23 protein-coding genes are annotated in these 20,099 nt (G+C 45.6%); 11 read left to right on the top strand and 12 right to left on the bottom strand.

The annotated features are described in order from the left end of the window. Positions 1–116: 116 nt before the first annotated feature. The 9 genes from AC1XTG_RS12820 to AC1XTG_RS12780 all read right to left on the bottom strand — a co-directional run bounded on the left by AC1XTG_RS12820 (position 117) and on the right by AC1XTG_RS12780 (position 7,459). Positions 117–476 carry a response regulator gene (locus AC1XTG_RS12820; protein ID WP_484842257.1) on the bottom strand — a complete coding sequence of 120 codons (360 nt, stop codon included), beginning with the start codon at positions 474–476 and terminating at the stop codon, positions 117–119. Continuing rightward, positions 473–1,012 carry a hypothetical protein gene (locus tag AC1XTG_RS12815; protein WP_484842256.1) on the bottom strand — a complete coding sequence of 180 codons (540 nt, stop codon included), beginning with the start codon at positions 1,010–1,012 and terminating at the stop codon, positions 473–475. The genes AC1XTG_RS12820 and AC1XTG_RS12815 overlap by 4 nt, the downstream gene beginning before the upstream one ends. Further along, entirely contained in the window at positions 1,009–1,947 is a 939-nt protein-coding gene (locus AC1XTG_RS12810; protein ID WP_484842255.1) for a relaxase/mobilization nuclease domain-containing protein, read from the bottom strand. Before AC1XTG_RS12810 ends, AC1XTG_RS12815 begins: the two co-directional genes overlap by 4 nt. Continuing rightward, complete coding sequence (locus AC1XTG_RS12805) at positions 1,937–2,314, bottom strand: plasmid mobilization protein (RefSeq protein WP_484842254.1); 378 nt, start codon at positions 2,312–2,314, stop codon at positions 1,937–1,939. Before AC1XTG_RS12805 ends, AC1XTG_RS12810 begins: the two co-directional genes overlap by 11 nt. 122 nt (positions 2,315–2,436) lie before the next feature. Continuing rightward, on the bottom strand, positions 2,437–3,372 hold the full coding sequence (locus AC1XTG_RS12800; protein ID WP_484842253.1) for a toprim domain-containing protein: 936 nt from the start codon (positions 3,370–3,372) through the stop codon (positions 2,437–2,439). A gap of 218 nt (positions 3,373–3,590) precedes the next feature. Beyond that, positions 3,591–4,796: a primase-helicase family protein gene (locus AC1XTG_RS12795; protein WP_484842252.1), complete on the bottom strand. Its 1,206-nt coding sequence runs from the start codon at positions 4,794–4,796 to the stop codon at positions 3,591–3,593. After that, on the bottom strand, positions 4,786–5,061 hold the full coding sequence (locus AC1XTG_RS12790) for a helix-turn-helix domain-containing protein (protein ID WP_484842251.1): 276 nt from the start codon (positions 5,059–5,061) through the stop codon (positions 4,786–4,788). Before AC1XTG_RS12790 ends, AC1XTG_RS12795 begins: the two co-directional genes overlap by 11 nt. A gap of 90 nt (positions 5,062–5,151) precedes the next feature. After that, entirely contained in the window at positions 5,152–6,219 is a 1,068-nt protein-coding gene (locus tag AC1XTG_RS12785; protein WP_484842250.1) for a hypothetical protein, read from the bottom strand. A 4-nt stretch (positions 6,220–6,223) separates the two neighbouring features. After that, positions 6,224–7,459: a phage integrase SAM-like domain-containing protein gene (locus AC1XTG_RS12780; protein WP_484842249.1), complete on the bottom strand. Its 1,236-nt coding sequence runs from the start codon at positions 7,457–7,459 to the stop codon at positions 6,224–6,226. A gap of 444 nt (positions 7,460–7,903) precedes the next feature. Between AC1XTG_RS12780 and AC1XTG_RS12775 the strand changes: the two genes are divergently transcribed. The 11 genes from AC1XTG_RS12775 to AC1XTG_RS12725 all read left to right on the top strand — a co-directional run bounded on the left by AC1XTG_RS12775 (position 7,904) and on the right by AC1XTG_RS12725 (position 18,103). Further along, a complete protein-coding gene (locus tag AC1XTG_RS12775; protein ID WP_056281669.1) occupies positions 7,904–8,341 on the top strand; it encodes a response regulator in 438 nt (145 codons plus the stop codon). A 28-nt stretch (positions 8,342–8,369) separates the two neighbouring features. Further along, on the top strand, positions 8,370–10,070 hold the full coding sequence (kaiC, locus tag AC1XTG_RS12770; protein ID WP_056281671.1) for a circadian clock protein KaiC: 1,701 nt from the start codon (positions 8,370–8,372) through the stop codon (positions 10,068–10,070). Further along, positions 10,067–10,384 (top strand): circadian clock protein KaiB, encoded by a 318-nt coding sequence (gene kaiB / locus AC1XTG_RS12765; protein ID WP_056281676.1) that lies wholly within the window; start codon positions 10,067–10,069, stop codon positions 10,382–10,384. Before kaiC ends, kaiB begins: the two co-directional genes overlap by 4 nt. After that, the gene (locus tag AC1XTG_RS12760) at positions 10,381–10,710 is read left to right on the top strand and encodes a circadian clock KaiB family protein (RefSeq protein ID WP_056281677.1); all 330 of its coding nucleotides are present in this window, start codon (positions 10,381–10,383) and stop codon (positions 10,708–10,710) included. Before kaiB ends, AC1XTG_RS12760 begins: the two co-directional genes overlap by 4 nt. Continuing rightward, on the top strand, positions 10,703–11,995 hold the full coding sequence (locus AC1XTG_RS12755; RefSeq protein WP_484842248.1) for an ATP-binding protein: 1,293 nt from the start codon (positions 10,703–10,705) through the stop codon (positions 11,993–11,995). The genes AC1XTG_RS12760 and AC1XTG_RS12755 overlap by 8 nt, the downstream gene beginning before the upstream one ends. 53 nt (positions 11,996–12,048) lie before the next feature. Then, entirely contained in the window at positions 12,049–13,053 is a 1,005-nt protein-coding gene (locus AC1XTG_RS12750) for a hypothetical protein (RefSeq protein ID WP_056281685.1), read from the top strand. Positions 13,054–13,268: 215 nt separating this feature from the next. Beyond that, complete coding sequence (gene gndA, locus AC1XTG_RS12745; RefSeq protein ID WP_484842247.1) at positions 13,269–14,681, top strand: NADP-dependent phosphogluconate dehydrogenase; 1,413 nt, start codon at positions 13,269–13,271, stop codon at positions 14,679–14,681. Between the two features lie 12 nt (positions 14,682–14,693). Continuing rightward, positions 14,694–16,202 (top strand): glucose-6-phosphate dehydrogenase, encoded by a 1,509-nt coding sequence (gene zwf / locus AC1XTG_RS12740; RefSeq protein WP_056281692.1) that lies wholly within the window; start codon positions 14,694–14,696, stop codon positions 16,200–16,202. Between the two features lie 3 nt (positions 16,203–16,205). Next, complete coding sequence (gene pgl, locus AC1XTG_RS12735; RefSeq protein ID WP_056281696.1) at positions 16,206–16,928, top strand: 6-phosphogluconolactonase; 723 nt, start codon at positions 16,206–16,208, stop codon at positions 16,926–16,928. Between the two features lie 159 nt (positions 16,929–17,087). Next, the gene (locus AC1XTG_RS12730; protein ID WP_200942723.1) at positions 17,088–17,264 is read left to right on the top strand and encodes a hypothetical protein; all 177 of its coding nucleotides are present in this window, start codon (positions 17,088–17,090) and stop codon (positions 17,262–17,264) included. Between the two features lie 5 nt (positions 17,265–17,269). Then, the gene (locus AC1XTG_RS12725) at positions 17,270–18,103 is read left to right on the top strand and encodes an SPFH domain-containing protein (RefSeq protein WP_056281698.1); all 834 of its coding nucleotides are present in this window, start codon (positions 17,270–17,272) and stop codon (positions 18,101–18,103) included. 61 nt (positions 18,104–18,164) lie between these two features. Here AC1XTG_RS12725 and AC1XTG_RS12720 read toward each other — a convergent pair whose 3' ends face one another. From AC1XTG_RS12720 to AC1XTG_RS12710, 3 genes are read right to left on the bottom strand one after another with little or no spacing between them, the layout of a single operon-like run. After that, the gene (locus AC1XTG_RS12720; RefSeq protein ID WP_484842246.1) at positions 18,165–18,839 is read right to left on the bottom strand and encodes a GIN domain-containing protein; all 675 of its coding nucleotides are present in this window, start codon (positions 18,837–18,839) and stop codon (positions 18,165–18,167) included. 11 nt (positions 18,840–18,850) lie between these two features. After that, positions 18,851–19,231 carry a GntR family transcriptional regulator gene (locus AC1XTG_RS12715; protein ID WP_056281705.1) on the bottom strand — a complete coding sequence of 127 codons (381 nt, stop codon included), beginning with the start codon at positions 19,229–19,231 and terminating at the stop codon, positions 18,851–18,853. Between the two features lie 12 nt (positions 19,232–19,243). Next, positions 19,244–20,053 (bottom strand): hypothetical protein, encoded by an 810-nt coding sequence (locus AC1XTG_RS12710; RefSeq protein WP_056281707.1) that lies wholly within the window; start codon positions 20,051–20,053, stop codon positions 19,244–19,246. Between the last annotated feature and the right edge of the window lie 46 nt (positions 20,054–20,099).

Raw genomic sequence — 20,099 nt, 5'->3', positions numbered from 1 at the left:
ATGATTCGGCCGGCAGTTGATTCATGAATACAGCTTAATGGAATTTTCCGTCTATGAGACTGTACCATTAGTTGATGATCCGCGGTATAAATTTAACGTTTAGTTATTAGTGGCTTCTAAAAATTTAACCTACGGTTAAAGCGCAACCGTTTGACGTAGGAATGTCCAGTTGGTACGAAAAGAAACTGCCGATAAATCTTCATAATGTCGCCCACGGTATTTGGCTTTATGTAGTAATCGAGCGCACCTAAATTGTTTGTAAAGACGATCATTTCAGAAGTCGAGTGCATAACCGTTGGTGAGGAAGCTAATTGAGGAATGACTCGTAGATTTGATAGTGTTTCCAAGCCATTCATTTTAGGCATGTTCATGTCCAGAATAATAAGGCATCCATCAAACGCTTTTACCGCTTGCAAAGCTTTGAGAAGTTCACGACCATTCTCTGATTCTAAGACGTTAAACCGTACTTTGTTCATCGTCGTTTCTGCTTGCCACTTTCAAGCTTGCGTGAATTTGCATCCACCAACTCCCACGCATGTCGAAGTGAGTCTACCGAGGGTTCAGCTGCTTGGTCGAAGGCTTTATCAATCATGCTCGTTAGACGAGGAGCTAATTGTTGAGCCACTTCATACCTTGCCGCTGTTCGACGAACCTGGTCAATTTTCTTATTGGAACATCTTGCTATCGTGAGCGAAGAAACGGTAGTACAAAGCAGTACCGCTAATGAAACGAAATAGCTTTTAGCCTTGAAGTCGAACGTAACTGGCTTAGGATTTGCCAGAGCAGATGACAATGTATCAAGACGCTTTCGAATACCAGCAAGCTCAGAAAGCATAACTTTTCCCGACGGCATTTTTGCCATGCTGGCCTGAATTTCTGCCAGCATTTGGCGTGCTAAATCATCGACCGGCACTTTGGAATCAGTCAACAGGCTTTCCAGAACTGAGATCTTTTTTACCAGGATAGCCAGTACCTGCTCGAAGCCATCGAGTTTATCTTCAATATTTTTCATAGATGTAGTCCTCTCGATTTTTTGCGTTTGTGATTTCTTTTGAGCTCCGGATTAACCGAGTCATGTTGATTTACCGGATCCATCAAGTCTTTCAGCACGTTTTCCTCCGGATAGTTCGGCAAACCATATCGGTGAGATGGCATTTTTTCTTGCGCCGGTGGCGGTGTCCCACGCTCCAACATCCGACGCCTCACCGACATCTGTTGCTGAAAATTTTCCCGCAGCCTTCTATCAAGTGCCAGAAAACTCATGCTTCTGTCCACTTTTGAGCCCTTCAACACCGTTCCATCCTTCTGGAAGCTGATACCTTCAACCTGATCGGTACCAGACTTGTATTTGTAGATCAGGGTAATCCCGCTCGATGAAAGCACGCCTTCCAATTGTTTCCAATTCACTGCCGATCTGCTTGCCATCTTGATCTGATCTGCCAGCTCATACCGTGTTTTATCAATCCCGTTAAGGCTCGCTCGGTTAACCAGCATCTTTCCTTTGCCTATGTAGTATCCATGTTTCAGGGTCATCTCCTTGCAAACCTTCTGATTGGTTCGCTTCTGAAAGCGGTCCGAAATGGATTTGCCAGCGTTATCAACCCGGTTGTAGATGATATGAATATGCGGCTGATTGGTATCGCGATGTTCAACGATCAGATATTGGGTGTTCTGGATTTTCATTTTGGCCATATATTCGGCAGCCCTTTCGACCATGACTTTTTGTGAGAGCTTATCCTTGTCAAACGAACTCCAACTCAGCACCAGATGACCGACTGCCTTGCCCAGCTCGGGATTCATCTGGCGCTGGGTATTGAAGTCATGGATAGCTGACTTTACATCCTGGGTCCTGACACCTTCGCCATGAAGCACGATAGCCTGCTCTTTCTGCATGACATACCTGACTGCACCTCCGAAACTTGATCCTGTCATTATTTTACCGATCATCGTTAGTGAGTCTTTTGAGTAAATGATCAATGTCTGATAGAAGCTGCGCGGCTTTTCTTGTCTCGTAAAGCAGCCCCTGCATATTCGTAAATCTGAGCAACTGGTTTAAGTTATTAGCCAGGCCAGCCAGCATTCTAACGAAGCCAGCTTCCTCTGCGGAGAGCCGCGCAACAACCCTGGCTTTCTTAGCCGCTTGCCTAAGCCAGGTGCTTGGCCGAAGGCCTGCGTCCTTGGCTTTCGACTCGATTAAAAACCGCTCGGTTTCTGAAAGCCGGACCATCAACTGCGCATTTCGTTTGACCTTTTTAGGTGGCCTTCCACCTCTGGATTTGTGTGAATTTTGCTCCATGCTCTCTACCTCTTTCATTCGTTGACAAAATCTGTGGATTATCTTTTGCGACCATCGGGAGTAAAAGCAAGTTTGAGTTCCGGCGCGGCCTGAACGAGTTTTTGCGAAGCGAAAACACAAACTTGCTCCCTTAAAGAAACTTAGAGGCCCAGACCTCGGGACTTCCTGTGACGGTACCGATGTTGTGGCTGTTTTTCCTGATGTTTGCTTGCAACCAGCAGCTGATTCAGGTCCTTGTAATCCTTATAGATACCAGAGGCATCGACGCAATTGAGCCTCGCGTTCTCGAATTTTTCAAGCAGCTTTTTCCCGGCTGCATCGTGATCCGGATATAGAAATACGGTGCTGTAACCTTTGACAATGTCCACACTTCGCTCTGCCATACTGACCGAATTAAGCACTACAAAGTCGGTCTGGATCTGCTCCTGTTTTCGAAGCGAGAGAAGCGACAAAAAATCCATAAAGCCTTCCAGCACACAGACCGAGCTATGACCATTCTCGATATGGGATATGTCTTTCGGAGATGTCGAGCCCTTGAAATACGCACTTCTCAGCTCATAGCCGCCAGACCGGTTCTCAAAACCGGCGGCGAAATAATTCTTGTCGCCAATCCGGTAGTAGACCTCGCGACAGTATGATTTAGCAACGGCCCGATCGATACCGCGCGATTCCAGGTACTGGGTAATTGCGGGGTTAGTCCCTAACTCTTTCAAAGCAGTAATTTGGATGGCAGGCTGATCGATTGCTCTGGCTGGCGTAACGGCACTGTCTATATGCAAGCCAGCCGATTTTAGGTCTTGCGGTTGAAATAGGAAAAGACCGGAATCCAATTTCTCCAACAACGCTTTTGTATCGCAACGAAACAGGGCGCACCCTAAATCAATAATATCACCTCCCTGACCGCTTCCATGGTCGTAATAGAGGTTCAACCGCGCATTGACCTTAAAAGAAGGCGTTTTCTCCTCCCTGAACGGGGAGAGGTACCAATGGTCTTGTCCCCGGACATATTGAGGACGGATATGGCAGTGTTTCAGCAGGTCTACCATAGATATCTGTTTGGCTTGCTCGCAAGTCATAATTACAGGGTCTTGAAGGTGAAAAAATTGATGAATTGATGCGTAGAGCTTACAACTGATTGGTTTTTAATCATTTAAGCCCGCATCAGAAAAGCATCAAAATGCATCACGGGCCGCATCGCTATTCGGTGATTGATGCACGTTGATGCGGATTTTGATGCGCTGTAATTATTTATTAATCAATTAATTAGATATGATGCGCATCAAAGCATCAAAAATTAGGGCAATTCGTTGAGCTCATTTACGCGCCCTCGGGATAGGGTGTAGAACCTGCCCTTGCCGGTCTGCTCGAAGACGGAACCGTCGGTTAGAAATTTGTATTGCGGGTAAGTAAGTGAGTTGCTTGCCGGGCTCAACTTCCAGACATTTTGCAGGATCCGCTTGATCTGCGAGAGGTCTTTGAAACGGATGTGCTTTTTATTGAGCCAGTCTTGGACATCGCCAGTGCAAAACCGGATTTCATCCAGCTCCTTTTCATCTGCGATCGTCAGCAGGATATGGGCGATCTCCACTTCCAGCTTATTCCGATTTTGGTTCAGCAGCTTTTTCAATGCGGGTGTCGCAATTTGATCCGCAGTAAACCACATTCTTGTTTTACTAGGATGGGCGAAGTCACGGCTCACCAAAAAATGCAGAAAGAAGGGAATCTGGGCCCGTAGCTGGGCAAGCAGGTGGTGGTTCTCTGATTTTAATGGTGGCACCTTTCTCACCCAATAGCGAATTTCCCCTGGCTCGGCGATGATAAAGTGATCTTCATTGTTACTGCACAAAATGAATTTTCCGAAGAATTCCACCTCCTGCCGGTCGTGACCTTTGGCCTCGACTTTGTAAAACCGAGCCGTGCTAAGATTCTTGATCCGCTCCGAATCCTCCTTTCTATCAAGGAATGTTTCGTCAACGCCGATGACCAGTTTCTGTGCCCATTCGATGTTGAAATTGGAGCGGAAATCCTCGTTGCTGTTGATCGTCATGTTTTCGCCGAAGATGGATTTGACAAAATGCAGGAATGTAGTCTTTCCGGTTCCGCGTTCCTCGCTCACCAGGCACAAAATTGGAAGGATTTGGGTCGGACGTTCGAGCAGGATTTTAAAGTAGTCATAACCCATCTCGATCTGCTCACCGAAAATGTGGCCCAGAAACTGAAAGATCACCGAGGCATCGCCCTGCCGCGTTTCATGCCGGAATGGCTGATAGCGGGCGTAAAACCCGCCGACCTTTTGTTGGTAATCCAGATGGCTCGGCACAAAACAAAATCCGTCGAAGCAATCCACCTGGTCTTTCAAATAGTCACGGCTGTGATCCAACCGGATGCATTCAGCCGACCAGGGGATCAAGGAGGAAATCGTGTCGCCGGAAGATAGTGGCCGGTTGACTTTCTTAAAGTAACTGGTACCAATGCGCAGATAGACCGGATTATCTTTCATGACTACCTTCTATTTTCTGCTGACCATTGGCTATCCATTCCAGAAGCTCCCTGCGTGAAAAGAGTAGCTTGCCTTCCATTTTACAGAACGGGATCTTTTTTCTTTTCACCAGCCCATAAATGGAAGTCTCCTTGTATTTGGTCAGGCGTGCCGCCTCCTTGGTGTCCAGCAAAGTGTCACTGGTATCGGCAGAAGCGTCCGGTTTTGACTCTAAAACCCGGCGCAGTGAAGATTCAATCAGCTCTGATAACTGTTGATCGTTCATTGAAACTAGAACTGTTGTGTTCATCCCATTTACGTTTTGGTGATGGGCAAAGCAAGGCTAGAAAATCGGGGAAAAACAATATGAAGTTGACTAAGTCAGGTCGTCGACGCCGTACTCGTTTATTTTCCTTAATGTTTTCAAAACATTTTTAGAATGGGGGCTATCAGCCAGACTACCAATACTCTGCACGATATTGCCACGCGCTTTATTGATGTTGCTGCGAAGACTTTCCAGCTTGGTTTTCGAATAGCAGGAAAATGTATCGAGCAGCAATTGACAGTATCTGTCAAGCCCAATATTGTTCCGATCTGTGTTCAGCTTATAGGTGGCATGCATGAGCAGGTTTAAAACACGCTCGTAGTTTCCCGGAGGCATTTCAAAGTACTCGTGTTGAGGTCTAGGCAGTCTGCCTCCTTTTTCTTCAAACATCATCCCTAAGAGCTGCAATACTTCCTCTTCACTGGCAAAAACCTGAATCGAGCCCACTGCCTTACATTTCCACGCATCAATTAAAATCAACCACATGGATATGATTTCGTCAACCGCGTAGTCCAGGGGAATTCGCTCCGAACCTTTCGTTTGCGCTTCGACCACTTGCAATTCTTGCTTCTGTAACAGGACCGGAAATTTATACTTAGGAAGGCGAAGGGTATTTACTCTGTCGCCGCACGCTCGTACGAGGTAAGCCTGGATGAATCCGAGTGCGTATAAACAGGATGGAACAGCAAATCCCTCAAAGTATAAATGATAGGAGCAATATTCAATAAACTGCTCCAAATGCGCGGTTTTGTTCTCGTCGTCAGGATTATAGAGAATAGAGACTATTTGTTGTGGATACTCCTTCATCGCGTCGAAGTAACCTTTTTCAAATTGCGCTCTCAGTTCGTCGGCATAAGGCTCCGAGATTGGGCTATGGTGGTCTACGATGATATTCGCCCGGTTTTTCTGGTTGAAAATGGCTTCCAGATTTGGTTCACTGAGAAAGACTGGTGGCGCTGCTTTATCAGCAATGTTCTTAAAGTTGAAGTTCTGTGATAGGTAGTCAACTTTTCCTCTTTGAAAAACGTGATCCGCGAATCTTAGATAAGGAAACCGTCCCTGATCGTCCAAGTTTATACCGAGGTCAGGATCGAAGCCTGGCAAATTGAAAAAATACATGCGTTCAAAGCGTTGAGTTAATCAGTTCATCCAAAATTGGGTCCCCGATGTCTTCAAGGTAAATATCAGTTGTTTTTAAGCTGTCATGTCCCAATGATCTGCCTATATTCTCCTTGGATACTCCGTTTCTCCGGAGCGTGGTTGCATATGAATGTCGCGCCACGTAAGTAGTCAGATTCTTCTGAATGCCTAAGATTGTACCTAATTCTTGTAAATCTTTGTTAACCCGCGTTCGAATCTTTTGCTTTCTATATCTGATCGACTGTATGCTGTCGTGTCTTTTGTACAATATGGGAAAGATGTAGCCGGCATCGCTATTGCCTCGGAGATTTCGGTAAAAATCAAGGATCCGCATAGCTTCTGGATGGAGCTTAAAGCGAAATTCTTCCTTGGTTTTCGATCTGATATATTCGAGTTCGTCGTCAACAATATTGTCCCATTTCAAACTCGCAAGATCCGTAAAATTGATTCCTCGGCAATAAAAACTGAAAAGGAAATAATTACGTGAATTAATGAGAGTGTCATTCATTGGATCGATCTTCAGTGCTGAGATTTGATCAATTTGCCATTTTTGGATCGCCCTTTTTTTGGTTCTAGGATTGTTGTATTTGCCAAATGCTAGCTCTTTAAAAGGATAGTGACCTTCGGGGCAAAATTTCTCTCGGATTGCCACCTTCCACATCGTTCTGAAGGTTCTTAGATAGACACTTCTTGTGGTGATAGCGCATCCGCGTTCCATCAAGTATTCTTCATATTTCTTTAGAAAATTTAGATTGATAGATAGGAGATCTCGGTCCTTGTTTTTCACAAACCCTTTCAAGCTGCTCAGCGTAAATTTAAAGGTGTCTGCGTAGCCAATCCGGTTTTGCTGATTGAGCAGAGAAATATGGTCCTCAAAGAGCTTAAAAAGTGATTTGCTCTCTGGTTCTTTCGTTGCGCCGGTCAAATTACGAACCACAGTTTTCATTTCGTCGAACGTGGGCTTCCGACCTTTTTTTCCTTCGGAAATGATCAGGAAATCTAACTCGGAGATGATTGTTCGCAGTAGTAAATTGATCTCCTGATGCTTAGGGTGACCGCGGGCAACTTGCTGTTGACTTTCCAGCCAATTTTCGCGTTTACAACTCTTTTTCGTACTGACTAACTGATTCTTACGATCAATAATGATGCGGAGCATAATCGGATACTCAGAGGAATCATTAACTTTGGAAGCAAGGATAAACTTGGTTGAGAGTGCCATCAGTGCATATTTTGATCAAAATTAGGTCGAACATAGGTCGAACATTTCTTGTCTAAGGATAATTAAGCAAACTTAAAGAAACTTAACTAACTGACTAAAAATCAATATGTTAAACTGTTTTTTATAAAAATCAAATATACAAAAAATCCTCAAAAATCTGGATGGCATGCAAGAGGTCGTCGGTTCGAATCCGATATTCTCCACAGATAAGAAGTCACTTACATTTTTTGTACGTGGCTTTTTTGTTTTTGGACTGTTTTTATTTTGTCTAAAATGCAGGGGTGAAAATCCGAAACCAGCTTTTTTTCGTAAACTTGGGATCGACAGTCTTGATGGAACGAGCAGCTAATCACGTTGCGCATTTCTTCAAAAGCGTGAGTTGTTCAGATAAGCAGATTAAGTGTTTGATAAGCTGCGACTTGTGCCTGCCGATGATTTTTCAAATTGAGTAAGCAGCAGCATTCGCAGGTTAAAGTAATGAGCGATTCAACTTCCAGTAAGGCAATTTTCATAGCGGACGACGATAGCGACGACAGGTTTTTCATCAAACACGCCATCGTTTCGTCGAACATAACAGCAGAACTCATCGAGGCCGAGAACGGACTTTACCTCATTGAGTTACTTAAAAATACTGCATTAAAAGTATCGCTCATCATTGTCGATATGAACATGCCGAAGATGAATGGACTGGAGACCGTTTCGCATGTTCAAAAAATCCCCGCTGCCGAGGGAGCTCCCATTGTAATCATGTCGACTTCCCCCGGTGAGCAACTTGCCAAAGACGCGCAGCGCGCAGGTGTAGCCGCTGTTTACAAGAAGCCGGATTCTATCGAAGAATTTGAGCAGCTCATTCAACAACTCCAAAGGAAATACTTACTTTAAGACAATAAAACGCTCTTCAACAGGCACTATGAATTTTGATCCCACAAAAATAAACGCACCAAAGCTGCCGAAAGCACCCACCGGCATCAATGGTCTCGACCAGATCACATTAGGCGGATTACCGAAAGGGCGCCCCACGCTGATCTGCGGCGGAGCCGGATCCGGAAAAACGCTGATGGCAATGGAGTTTCTGGTGCACGGTGCACAGAAATTCAACGAACCGGGTGTTTTTGTGGCTTTTGAAGAAAAATCAGAGGAACTGGCGCAAAACGTAATGTCACTGGGATACGATCTCAAACAGCTTGAACAGGATAAGCTGATCAAAATTGACCATGTGCACGTAGAGCGGCACGAGATCGAAGAAACCGGAGAATACAATCTGGAAGGACTATTTATCAGGCTTGGCTATGCAATTGATGTTATCGGAGCCAAAAGGATTGTCTTGGATACGCTGGAAAGTCTGTTTTCAGGTCTGGGAAATCAGGCGATATTAAGGGCCGAGCTCAGAAGATTGTTTCAATGGCTCAAAGAAAAACAGGTAACTGCGGTGATCACAGGAGAGCAGGGCGACGCAAATCTGACCAGACAGGGCTTGGAAGAATATGTCTCGGATTGCGTGATCCTTTTGGACCATCGTATTGAAAACAAAGTTTCCACCCGTATTCTGCGCATTGTCAAATACCGCGGTACCGTGCATGGTACCAACGAGTATCCTTTCCTCATTGATGAAGAAGGTATTTCCGTGCTGCCGGTAACTTCCCTGATGCTGGACAATGATGTTTCTTCCAATAAAATATCTTCCGGCATTTCTACACTGGACAAAATGCTTGGCGGTACCGGATTTTACGAAGGAAGCAGCATTCTCGTGTCCGGGACAGCAGGTACCGGGAAAACGAGCATTGCAGCCAATTTTGCAGATCAGGCATGTAAAGACGGGCGGAAGTGCATATTCTTCGCATTCGAAGAGTCGCCGCAGCAGATCATCAGGAATATGCGCTCCATTAATATGGATCTGCAAAAACATGTGGACGACGGACTTCTTTACTTTAAGGCGTCACGCCCGACATTGAATGGTCTTGAACTGCATTTGCTGTCAATGACAAAAATGATCGAAGATGTTAAGCCACAGGTCATTGTCATGGATCCGATCACGAATCTGATCACAGTCGGCTCTACCAGCGAGGTAAAAAGTCTGTTGATCAGACTTATTGATTACCTGCAGTCCAAACAAATAACAGTTATGTTCACGGCGCTGGCGCTGAAAGATAACCGGTCTGAACAATCCGACGAGGGAATATCCTCTCTGGTGGATTCCTGGCTTCTGGTGCGTGATATCGAGTCCAATGGGGAACGTAACCGGGGAATGTACGTGATGAAATCCCGCGGTATGAAGCATTCTAACCAAGTTCGGGAGTTTTTGATTTCAGACACAGGTATCAAGCTGGTCGATGTATTCCTTGGCCCGGGAGGTGTGCTTACAGGTTCAGCCAGAGAGGAACAGCAGCTGCTTGAAAAAACGGGTATTGCCCTGCGTGATCATGCCGTAACAAGAAAAGATCGCGAGATAGAGCGGAAGAAGTTTGTACTCGAATCAAAAATCGCTTCGCTTCGTGAAGAGTTTGAATCAGTTCAGGAAGAACTTAACAAGACGTACATCGAAGAAGAGCTAAAAAAAAGTATAATTGAGGAAAACCGGCAGGTGCTCACTCAAAAAAGAGATAAGCAATGATTTCTGATCAAGTGAATACAGAACCCATCGAAGGAATTTGGGAGTTAAGACTTTACATTGCCGGACAGACACCACGATCTGTTGCGGCACTTACCAATTTGAAAAAATACTGCGAAGAGCACCTGAAAGGCAAATACACCATTGAGGTCATTGATTTGCTTCAACAGCCGCAGCTGGCCGAAGGCGATCAGATACTCGCAATTCCTACGCTTGTAAAAAAGGTACCCGAACCGATCCGCAAGATTATAGGGGATCTTTCCAATGAAGAAAAAGTGCTTGTTGGTCTGGATATTCGTTCGACTTCCAAACAATGAACGAAATTCCACCTGTTTTACCGGATACACCCGACCACAGCATTGAACCTTACGTGCTGCGGCTCTACGTTGCGGGCGCATCGCCAAATTCGACGCGTGCAATCGTCAATATCCGTGAAATATGTGAACGCTACCTGAAAGGAAATTACAGTCTGCAGATCATTGATGTTTATCAGGACAAATCGCTCGCGTCACAGCAGCAATTGCTGGCGTTACCCCTTCTCTTAAAAATAAGTCCTTATCCGGAAAGAAAATTTATCGGAGATATGTCCGATACGGCAAAGTTGCTGCACGGCCTTGGACTATCTCCGGAAAGCAATGGATAACAGTAAAACATACGAAGAGCTACTCGCAGAAGTGCAGCAGCTTTCCCGGCAGTTGCAGGAATCAAACGACACGATCCATGCAATCAGGACCGGGCAGGTTGACGCTATTATCGTGAATGATCCAGAGGCCGGAGACCAGCTGTACACATTGAAGTCGGCAGACCATACCTACCGGATTTTCATCGAAAAAATGAATGAAGGTGCTGTGACGATCAATCGCGACGGGACAGTCCTTTACTGTAATTCGATGTTTGCAGAAATGGTCGGCGTGCCGTTGTCGAATGTGGTAGGCTCTTCATTGGAATTATTTATTGCAGAAGAATTCCAGGAAGCATTCAAAAATCTGATCAGCAACGGGTGGAAAGAGGATATGAAAATGGAGCTTTGCATTCAGCAGAACGACAAAAATATCCCTTGCCAATTATCCGTCGCCACGCTTGATCTTGACGGACGCGAATCGCTGAGTGTAATCGTTACTGATCTTTCCTTTCAAAAACATACTCAAAAGCAGCTCAAAGAAAACTATAAAAGGCTCGAAGAAACCAATTTGCAGCTGGAAGCAAGTAATCACGATTTACAGCAATTTGCTTCCGTAGCCTCGCACGATTTGCAGGAACCGTTGCGGAAAATCCTTATTTTCTCTAACCTGCTTGCGACTACTTACGGGAAAGAAGCGAATCCGGAAGCGAAGATATATCTCGAAAAGATCTCTGCATCCTCAGTACGAATGCGGAATATGGTCAATGATATCCTCAAATATTCGCGGTTATCCAGTGATCAGATTAATCCGGAACTGTTCGAGCTTCGCGAGCTGATCAGGGAAATTGAAGATGATTATGAAATTTTGATTGAAGAAAAGAAGGTCCAGCTGGTCGTAGGCGCATTGCCCGCTATCGAAGGTAACCGGGCGCAGATCAAGCAGGTGTTCCAAAACCTGATCAGCAATTCGATCAAATTTGCTGACCCTGCTGCAACGCCGGTCATTAAAATTACCCACATTTCATCTGACCTAAATAGAAGTGCGCCTGACCAATCCGAAATCCCGATGTGCTGCATCCTGGTTGAGGACAATGGAATTGGTTTCGATATGCAGTATCAGGAGAAGATATTTTCCCTTTTTGAGCGGTTGAATACCAAAGAAAGCTACGAAGGATCAGGTATCGGTTTATCCGTAACCAAGAAGATCATCGAAAAGCACCGCGGGCAGATTTCAGCAGAAAGCAAAGAAGGAGCTGGTGCCCGGTTTACAATTCTGCTCCCTTTCAGCCAGCGTTTTCAGGTTTAGTTTTTCGTGCGCGGCTTAAAGTACTCTTTTACTCACCTTACCTTTCAACAACAATGAAGAAAATCTACAAAGGTCTTTCACTTATTCTGCTATCGCTTTTTTCGCTCCAATGTACATTGGTTGATCACGTAATACCATCTGCGCCGGATGTATACATAGCAGGTTGGGAACAATCAAATGGGAGATTCACCGCTAAATATTGGAAAAACGGCAATCCTGTTGATCTGACATCATCAAGCTCGCTTATTCTGACAACCTCAATTGCAGTATCAGGCAGCGATGTGCATATAGTAGGTTACGCGAATGATAGCTTAGGAGCTGCGAAAGGAAAGTATTGGAAGAACGGTATGTTAGTCAATCTTGCAAAGAACCAAAATCCTTCTGCTTTGAGTGATGTTGTCGCATCGGGCGCAGATCTGTACATAGCAGGTGTATTCACAGATACACTGGGCTCTTCTGCCGCTTACTGGAAGAATGGCGAGCTGGTTAAGTTGGACGAAGGTAAATGGGCAAGGAGCATTGCTGTCTCTGCGGGTGATATTTACGTAGCAGGTTTTGGTGTTTCCGGTAACAATTCTGTTGCCAGTTACTGGAAGAATGGCGCGATTACGAAACTCACCGATGGATCCATGAGTGCGTATGCCAATGCAATTGCGGTTTCAGGTAGCGATGTTCACGTAGTTGGCAATCAATACAATGGCACATTTGACGTAGCAAAATATTGGAAGAATGGCATTGAAGTGCCTCTTGTTGACGGTTTAAACTATTCAGAGGCGCTTGATATAACTGTTTTCGGAAGTGATGTATATATCACAGGGCGCGAATTCAGCGGAAGTACCAGCATTGCCAAATACTGGAAAAACGGAGTTCCTGTTATTCTGCCGGGTGGGAATTATACCTCGGGTATTACGGTCATAGGAAATGACGTTTACGTATCCGGTGGTGCATATAACGGCTCGAAAAACGTTGCCAAATATTGGAAAAACGGAGTTCCGGTCGTGCTTTCAGATGGCAGCCAGGATGTTTACTCTTCTTCGATTGTTGTAACAAAACCATAATATCAATAACACAAGCTTCTGTAAAGCCATTGAAGACAACGTTCAACGTTGTTTTCAATGGCTTTTTTGTTGTTTATAGTGCCCGAATACTCCGCATTCAAACTTCTTTGTACGGGTAAGTAACGAAAACCCCAGTCAACAAAACTGCATAAAAGATCACCCCGCAGGCTATTTTCACTTAATATTGCAGGGACTTTATTTTAGACGAATTTATCATGGCAGAAAACATATTCGATTTTGGAATGATCGGGTTGGGCGTAATGGGCCGCAACTTCTTGCGGAATATGGCCGACCACGGCTTCTCGGTTATCGGTTTTGACAAAGATGCGGCCAAGAATTCCGCATTGGAAGGTGCAGCTACGCCCGGAACTACCGTAAAAGGTGTATCCGAGCTGGCAGAAATGATCAGCCTCTTAAAGCGCCCGCGCAATGTAATGATGCTCGTGCCGGCTGGTCAGCCTGTTGACGATGTGATTGCCTCTTTGCTGCCGCTGCTTGAAAAAGGGGATGTGATCATCGACGGAGGAAATTCGCATTACACCGATACATTGCGCCGCGTCAAATACCTGCGTGAAAAAGAGATCCACTTCATGGGAATTGGCGTTTCTGGCGGTGAAGAAGGCGCGCGCCGCGGACCAAGTATTATGCCGGGTGGCGATTTGCTCGCGTATGAAAATGTAAGACCAATGCTGGAAGCAGTTGCCGCCAAAGTGGATGGTACGCCTTGCGTGGCTTATCTTGGTAAGGAAGGTGCCGGGCATTATGTCAAAATGGTGCATAACGGAATAGAATACGCCATTATGCAGCTGATCAGCGAATCATATGCGATCCTTAAAGCAGCCGGATTGAGCAACCAGAAGATCCAGGAAACATTCAAAACCTGGAATGAAGGCAAGCTCAAATCATTCCTTGTTGAAATTACAGCTGATATTTTCCTGCAAAAAGACGATAAAACAGACGCTTACCTGGTAGATGTTATCTCCGACAAAGCGGGCTCAAAAGGAACCGGAAAATGGACTTCTCAGGATTCGATGGAGCTTCCTGTTGCGGTGCCGGTGATTGATACTGCGGTAGCAATGCGCACATTGTCCGGCTACAAGGATGAGCGGGTACAGGCGGCTGCATTATATACCCAGGCTGCAGCGGCTGATCTCCCTGAGCAAGAATTGATTGATCTGGTTTATGATGCATTGTATTTTGCTACTATCCTGAGCTACGCACAGGGATTGGCGATGTTGTTCCAGGCTTCCAAAGACCTGCAAATGGATATCCCTCTTCCCGAGGTTGTAAGTGTATGGCGCGGCGGCTGCATTATCCGCTCTTCGCTGCTTCCGGTCTTTGTTGAGGCTTACAAGCAGAACCCGGAATTGTCCAATATATTACTGAACCAAGAGGTCGCTGCACTCGTTAAGTCAGCAGAAGGTAAGACGCGTGAATTGATCGCGTATGCTGTGAAAGCAGGTATACCGTCGGCAGGTCTGATGTCAGCATTGGGCTATTTCGATGCTTACAAATCGGAACGGATGCCGACCAACTTAATCCAGGCGCAACGCGATTATTTCGGAGCGCACACTTACCAACGTATCGATATCCCCGGTACTTTTCATACAGAGTGGGGTCAACAATAAAATCGAAGTTTTATGCAAAGCAATAAACGTCCTCCTGCCTCGGTACTTTTTATCTTCGGCGGAAGCGGGGATTTGAATTACAGGAAGTTAACTCCGGCACTTTACAATCTTTTTTTAGATAACTGGATGCCGGATCAGTTCGCAATCGCCGGAATCGGAAGAAGTCCCTATACAAACGAAGCTTATCATGAGCATTTGCTGGATGGTGTAACCAAGTTTTCCCGGAGAAAAGGAAAGCAGAATGGTCACTGGACAGAATTCACCGAGCATGTTTCGTACCTGCAAATGGACGGAGACGATGCGGCTGCTTACCACAAGATCACAGACCTTGTCAAGCAGAAAGAAGAGGAGTGGGGAGTTCATCCCAACGTGATTTTCTACCTGGCAGTTGCGCCTCAGCTTGTTCCATCGATCGCGCAGAAGCTTGGCGCGTTGAAGATCTGTTCTGAGAAAGGTACAACGAGGATTGTGGTTGAAAAACCTTTCGGTCACGACCTGGCGAGTGCGCATGACTTAAACATCCTGCTTTCTGAAATGTTCGCAGAGGAGCAGATTTTCAGGATTGACCATTATTTGGGAAAAGAAACCGTTCAGAATATCCTTGCATTGCGTTTCGCAAATGCATTGTTCGAGCCGATCTGGAACCGGAATTACATTGACCATATCCAGATCACTGCCGCCGAAAGTGTAGGCCTTGAAGGTCGCGGTGGCTATTTCGAACATGCAGGTGCATTGCGTGATATGGTGCAAAACCACATCCTGCAAATCCTTTGTATGATCGCAATGGAACCGCCCGTATCATTCGATGCAAACGAAATCCGTAACAAGAAAGTAGACGTTCTGAATGCGATCCGCCGGATTACAAAAGAGCAGGTTCACGACTTCGCAGTGCGTGGCCAGTACTCAGGTGGCTGGAAAAAAGGAGAAAGAGTAGTGGGGTACCGTGAAGAAATTGGAGTTAACCCGCAGTCTAATATAGATACTTTTGCTGCTGCCAAATTTTACATTGACAACTGGCGCTGGCAGGGGGTACCGTTCTATGTAAGGACCGGTAAGTACCTCAACCAGAAAGCAACACATATTACATTGCAGTTCAAACCTGCGCCGCATTATGCATTCCCGGCAGAAGCAGCTGAAACCTGGCGCGCCAACCGGCTGACGATCAGTATTCAGCCGAATATGGATATCAGCATTCGTTTCCAGTCAAAACGCCCGGGGCAGACGATGACGCTTGATCCTGTGGACATGACATTCGACTACGACGCTGCGGCCGGGGAACACCTGCCGGAGGCTTACGAAACGTTGCTGCTGGATGTAATGGAAGGTGACGCGACGCTGTTCATGCGAAACGACCAGGTAGATGCAGCGTGGAAAGTGATTATGCCGATCCTGGAAACCTGGGAGGCAAGATTGCCGCAGGATTTCCCGAATTATGCACCGGATTCATGGGGTCCTGACGAAGCCGATGCATTGATCGCCCGCGACGGACATACCTGGATCAATCTCCCACCTGTACCCTGACATATGGAAATCCACATTGCAAAAGACGGGAAGCAGCTCAGCGAGGAGCTTGCTTCCTGGCTTGTAAGTTATATAAAAGAGGTACTTTCCGAAAAGCCGCATTTTACATTCGTGCTTTCGGGCGGAAGTACTCCGAAGCAACTTTATTCACTGCTTGCACAATCCCCTTACAAAGAGCAGATCCCGTGGGGAGATATCCTTTTCTTCTGGGGAGATGAACGCGCTGTTCCTTTCGAGGATTCGCGGAATAATGCCAGAATGTGCTACGATGAACTGCTCAATAAGGTTCCGGTAAGCAAGGAGAACATCTTCATGATGCGCACTGACTTGTCGCCGGAAGATGCTGCTGCCAACTATGAACATCTTTTGCGAACACAGTTTGAAGGAAAAGAAACCACCTTCGATTTTGTGCTGCTCGGAATGGGCGATGACGGACATACACTGTCATTGTTTCCGGGAACCGAAGTAGTACATGAGGAAAAACGCTGGGCAACTTCCTTTTTCCTGCCTGCGCAGGATATGTACCGCATTACGCTGACAGCACCCATTGTCAACCAGGCAGCGGCAGTTGCCTTTCTGGCGGTTGGCGAAGGCAAAGCACAGACGTTGAAGAATGTTCTGGAAGGTGAAAGAAACATTGACCTTTATCCGTCCCAAGTCATTCAGCCGAAAGGACAATTGCACTGGTTTGTAGATGAGCCCGCTGCGGCATTGCTTTCCAAATAGTACCTTATTCAGGTAAATGAAAGGCGCTCTGATTCACAGGGCGCCTTTTTTTATGTGGCAAAATCTTGCGTTTAAAATCTCTGGAAACCATTGGATAAAAATAAGCCGTCGTTTGAAAGCCGCAACTGTACATTTATTCCAACAAACCTCAACCAAACTATGCAACATCTCCTGAAAATGCTCGCGGTGATCATCGTGATTACCTATTCCCTGCGGCTCGTCAATGCAGAGCATGACTTACTGGTTTTCAGTGGTCTGGCAGTGATACTGGCTGCGCTCTATTACCTTTTCCGCGAACTGGATCACATTCTCCAACTACTTAAATCTAAACTATAATCCATATGAGAAGAAACATTATACTTGGCTTAATCGGTTTTATTCTTCTGACGATCATTATTACAGTACAACCTTTCAGTTTCGAGAATATCGACGCCGGGAATGTAGGTATCCGCATTAATCTTTACGGGAGCGACAAAGGCGTTGATAATATAACCATGGTAACCGGCCGCGTATGGTACAATTCGTGGACGACCAAGATTATCGAATTCCCTACTTACACGCAGAGTGTAGATTATGATTCATTTGTGATCACAACCAAAGACGCCGCTGAATTCAAGGTTGATCCGAAGCTGAACTATCACATTAACCCTGATAAAGTCCCACAGATATACCGCCAGTACCGCCGTCCGCTAGGTGAAATTCAGCAGGGATTTATGAAAAACACGATTTACGACGCCTACCGGATCGTTGCCAACTCATTTACTTCTGATAGCGTGATGTCAAACCGCGAAGTTTTCGAAGACCGGGTACAAAACGTTTTAACCAAAACACTGGGCAAAGACGGGTTCATTTACGACCAGCTTACCTCCGCCATTACGCCTCCGCCTTCACTCAGACAAATGATCGATGAGAAAAATACGTCGATACAAGCAAGATTAAAAGCTGAGAATATGGCGAAACAGGCAGAGGCGGAAGCGAAAGTAATTATCGCAAGAGCAGAGGGACAGGCAAAGGCTACATTGATCAAAGCCAGGGCGGAAGCGGAGGCAAACCAGCTGCGGCAGAAAACATTGACGCCGCTGCTGATCCAGCAGGAGTGGGTTTCGAAATGGAACGGTGTATTACCTACCACCAATGCAGGCGGCAGCACAAGTTTGATGCTGGGTGTGAAATAAAGGATTTACGACGAGATGTTTGTTAAGATGCCGGGCGGTTAAATGCCCGGCATTTCTTTTGCTACCGCAGTTTCTCGTACAATTTTCCGGGTATCTCTATGTGAGCAAGCGTGTCTATATCAGCTTTGAACGATTTGAAGGTGTCTTTCTCGACTTTCAGGCTGCTGCTGTCCCTCAGCTGAATATTTACATTCCCAATGCTGTTACGTCCCCCAAACCTGATCAACCCGCCCGATCTGACATCAGTGTCCAGGTTTTCGATCGCATTATCAGTCAGAAGTAAGACGCCATTTTTCATTGAGATAGCCAAATCCCCCTTCTTCCAGTTTTTAACCCTGAGAGGTACATTGTCAGCTGTGATCGTCTTTATTCGCGGAGCAGTGATATAGAAGTTGGGCGCGATATTAAAAGTCTGCTCGGTAAATGGCCCGTATTGCTCCCATTCCCGCTTGTAATTGAAAACCAATGTGTCACCTATGATTTTCCATTCGTAGTATTTCTTTTCTGGTGATGCCATTACTTCAAACTTATCGCCCTGATTTATTTCTGTGAGGCCAAATGTTTTTCCTCCAAGTTTTACATACTGGAATGGCTTCACGGTTTCTTTTCGGAAACCATAAAAAGGATCATTCAGGTCTATTTGGTTGAATTCAGCCTTTAAAATCAGATTTGAACCCAGCAAGACAAGAAATGTCAGCGAAAAGAGTGCGATCAGGAAGATGTTACTTTGCTTCATTTTGGTAGAAATTAATTCGTGACTGGATAGGTTTCAGTAATAAACTTGTCATAGCGCGTCTGTAACTCGTTCATGCTGATATTTAAAAGGTAAAGTGTACGGAAAAAATCCGGCAGCTCACTTTCCAGGAACCGCTCTTTCCGATAAAGCAGGATCCTTTCAATTGCCTTATCATCAGCTGAATACCCAATTCCTCTCTTGTTGAAAATGATCTCTTTGTTTTGGAGAAATTCATACGTTCTCATCACCGTATTGGGATTCACTTCAAGGGCAGCGGCCAGGTCGCGAACTGATAAGATACGCTCTCCGGGCGGCCATTTGCCCAGCAGGATCTGCTCGCAGATGTAGTCTGCTATTTGCAGGTAAATGGCTTGTTTATCTTTAAATTCCATGAATAGCGTAGGTTAAATTTCCTTCTCTTTAAGACGCAGGTAAGCAATGAACCAGAAACTGAGTGCCACAATAGCAGCAAATGCCTGCAATATGTAAATAGCAGCCGGCGGAAAAAGCACATTGTAAAATTTGGTATGTCCGTCACGGATCATATACACATTATCGCCCTCCCAGATTTTCCAGCCGGTCAGGGGGAACGCAACAATTTTTGTCGGGAAGCCCGTAAAGTAGCTTGCAACTGCTGTATTAAAGAAGAAAAGAGTAAAAACAAGGATTAGAATAAAGATCGCCGTTTTGATATAAGAGGCCTTTGGGAAATAAATGGATCCCAGGAAAACAATGGAATGCAGAATGAAGTAGCTGAAATAAAAATATTGCAGTGGCTCGGATTGGATGTAACTGTATTTGTACCCTCCCGCCGGAATCTTCGAATTACCGATATCAATGGTGTAATGATGAAGTTTGAGGAAAAGGAGCAGGAATGGAACGATGAAGATGATATTCAAAACGAATGCACTCAAATACTTTTCAAATTTTGAAGCCGGTACCATTAATGCGGCAATACAGGTTTGTGGTGAGGAATACTGCGTAAGCGCGTTGCTGGAATAAAAGCTGCCTCCGAAAAGCAGTACCACGAATAAGGCCAGGTAATGTAGTGCCTCCCGCAGCCCGCTCGGCTCGCGGTACATGGTGATAGGCAGCAGCATCAGCAACAAAGCGAAGATCAGGAGTATTGCTAACAGCAGCATATTCCTGCCTTTTTCCGCCAGGTCCAGCTTAAGTACCAATGTAAAGCGGTGAATATCGAATGTCTGATTCATAAGGTGATTGTTAATATTGGCCTGGAAAAACAGATGGCATGAGGTG

This window comes from Dyadobacter sp. HNCC25DJ183, from assembly GCF_056895175.1.
Note: the sequence above shows the minus strand (reverse complement) of the source record. Positions and strands in the feature narration are given on the sequence as shown.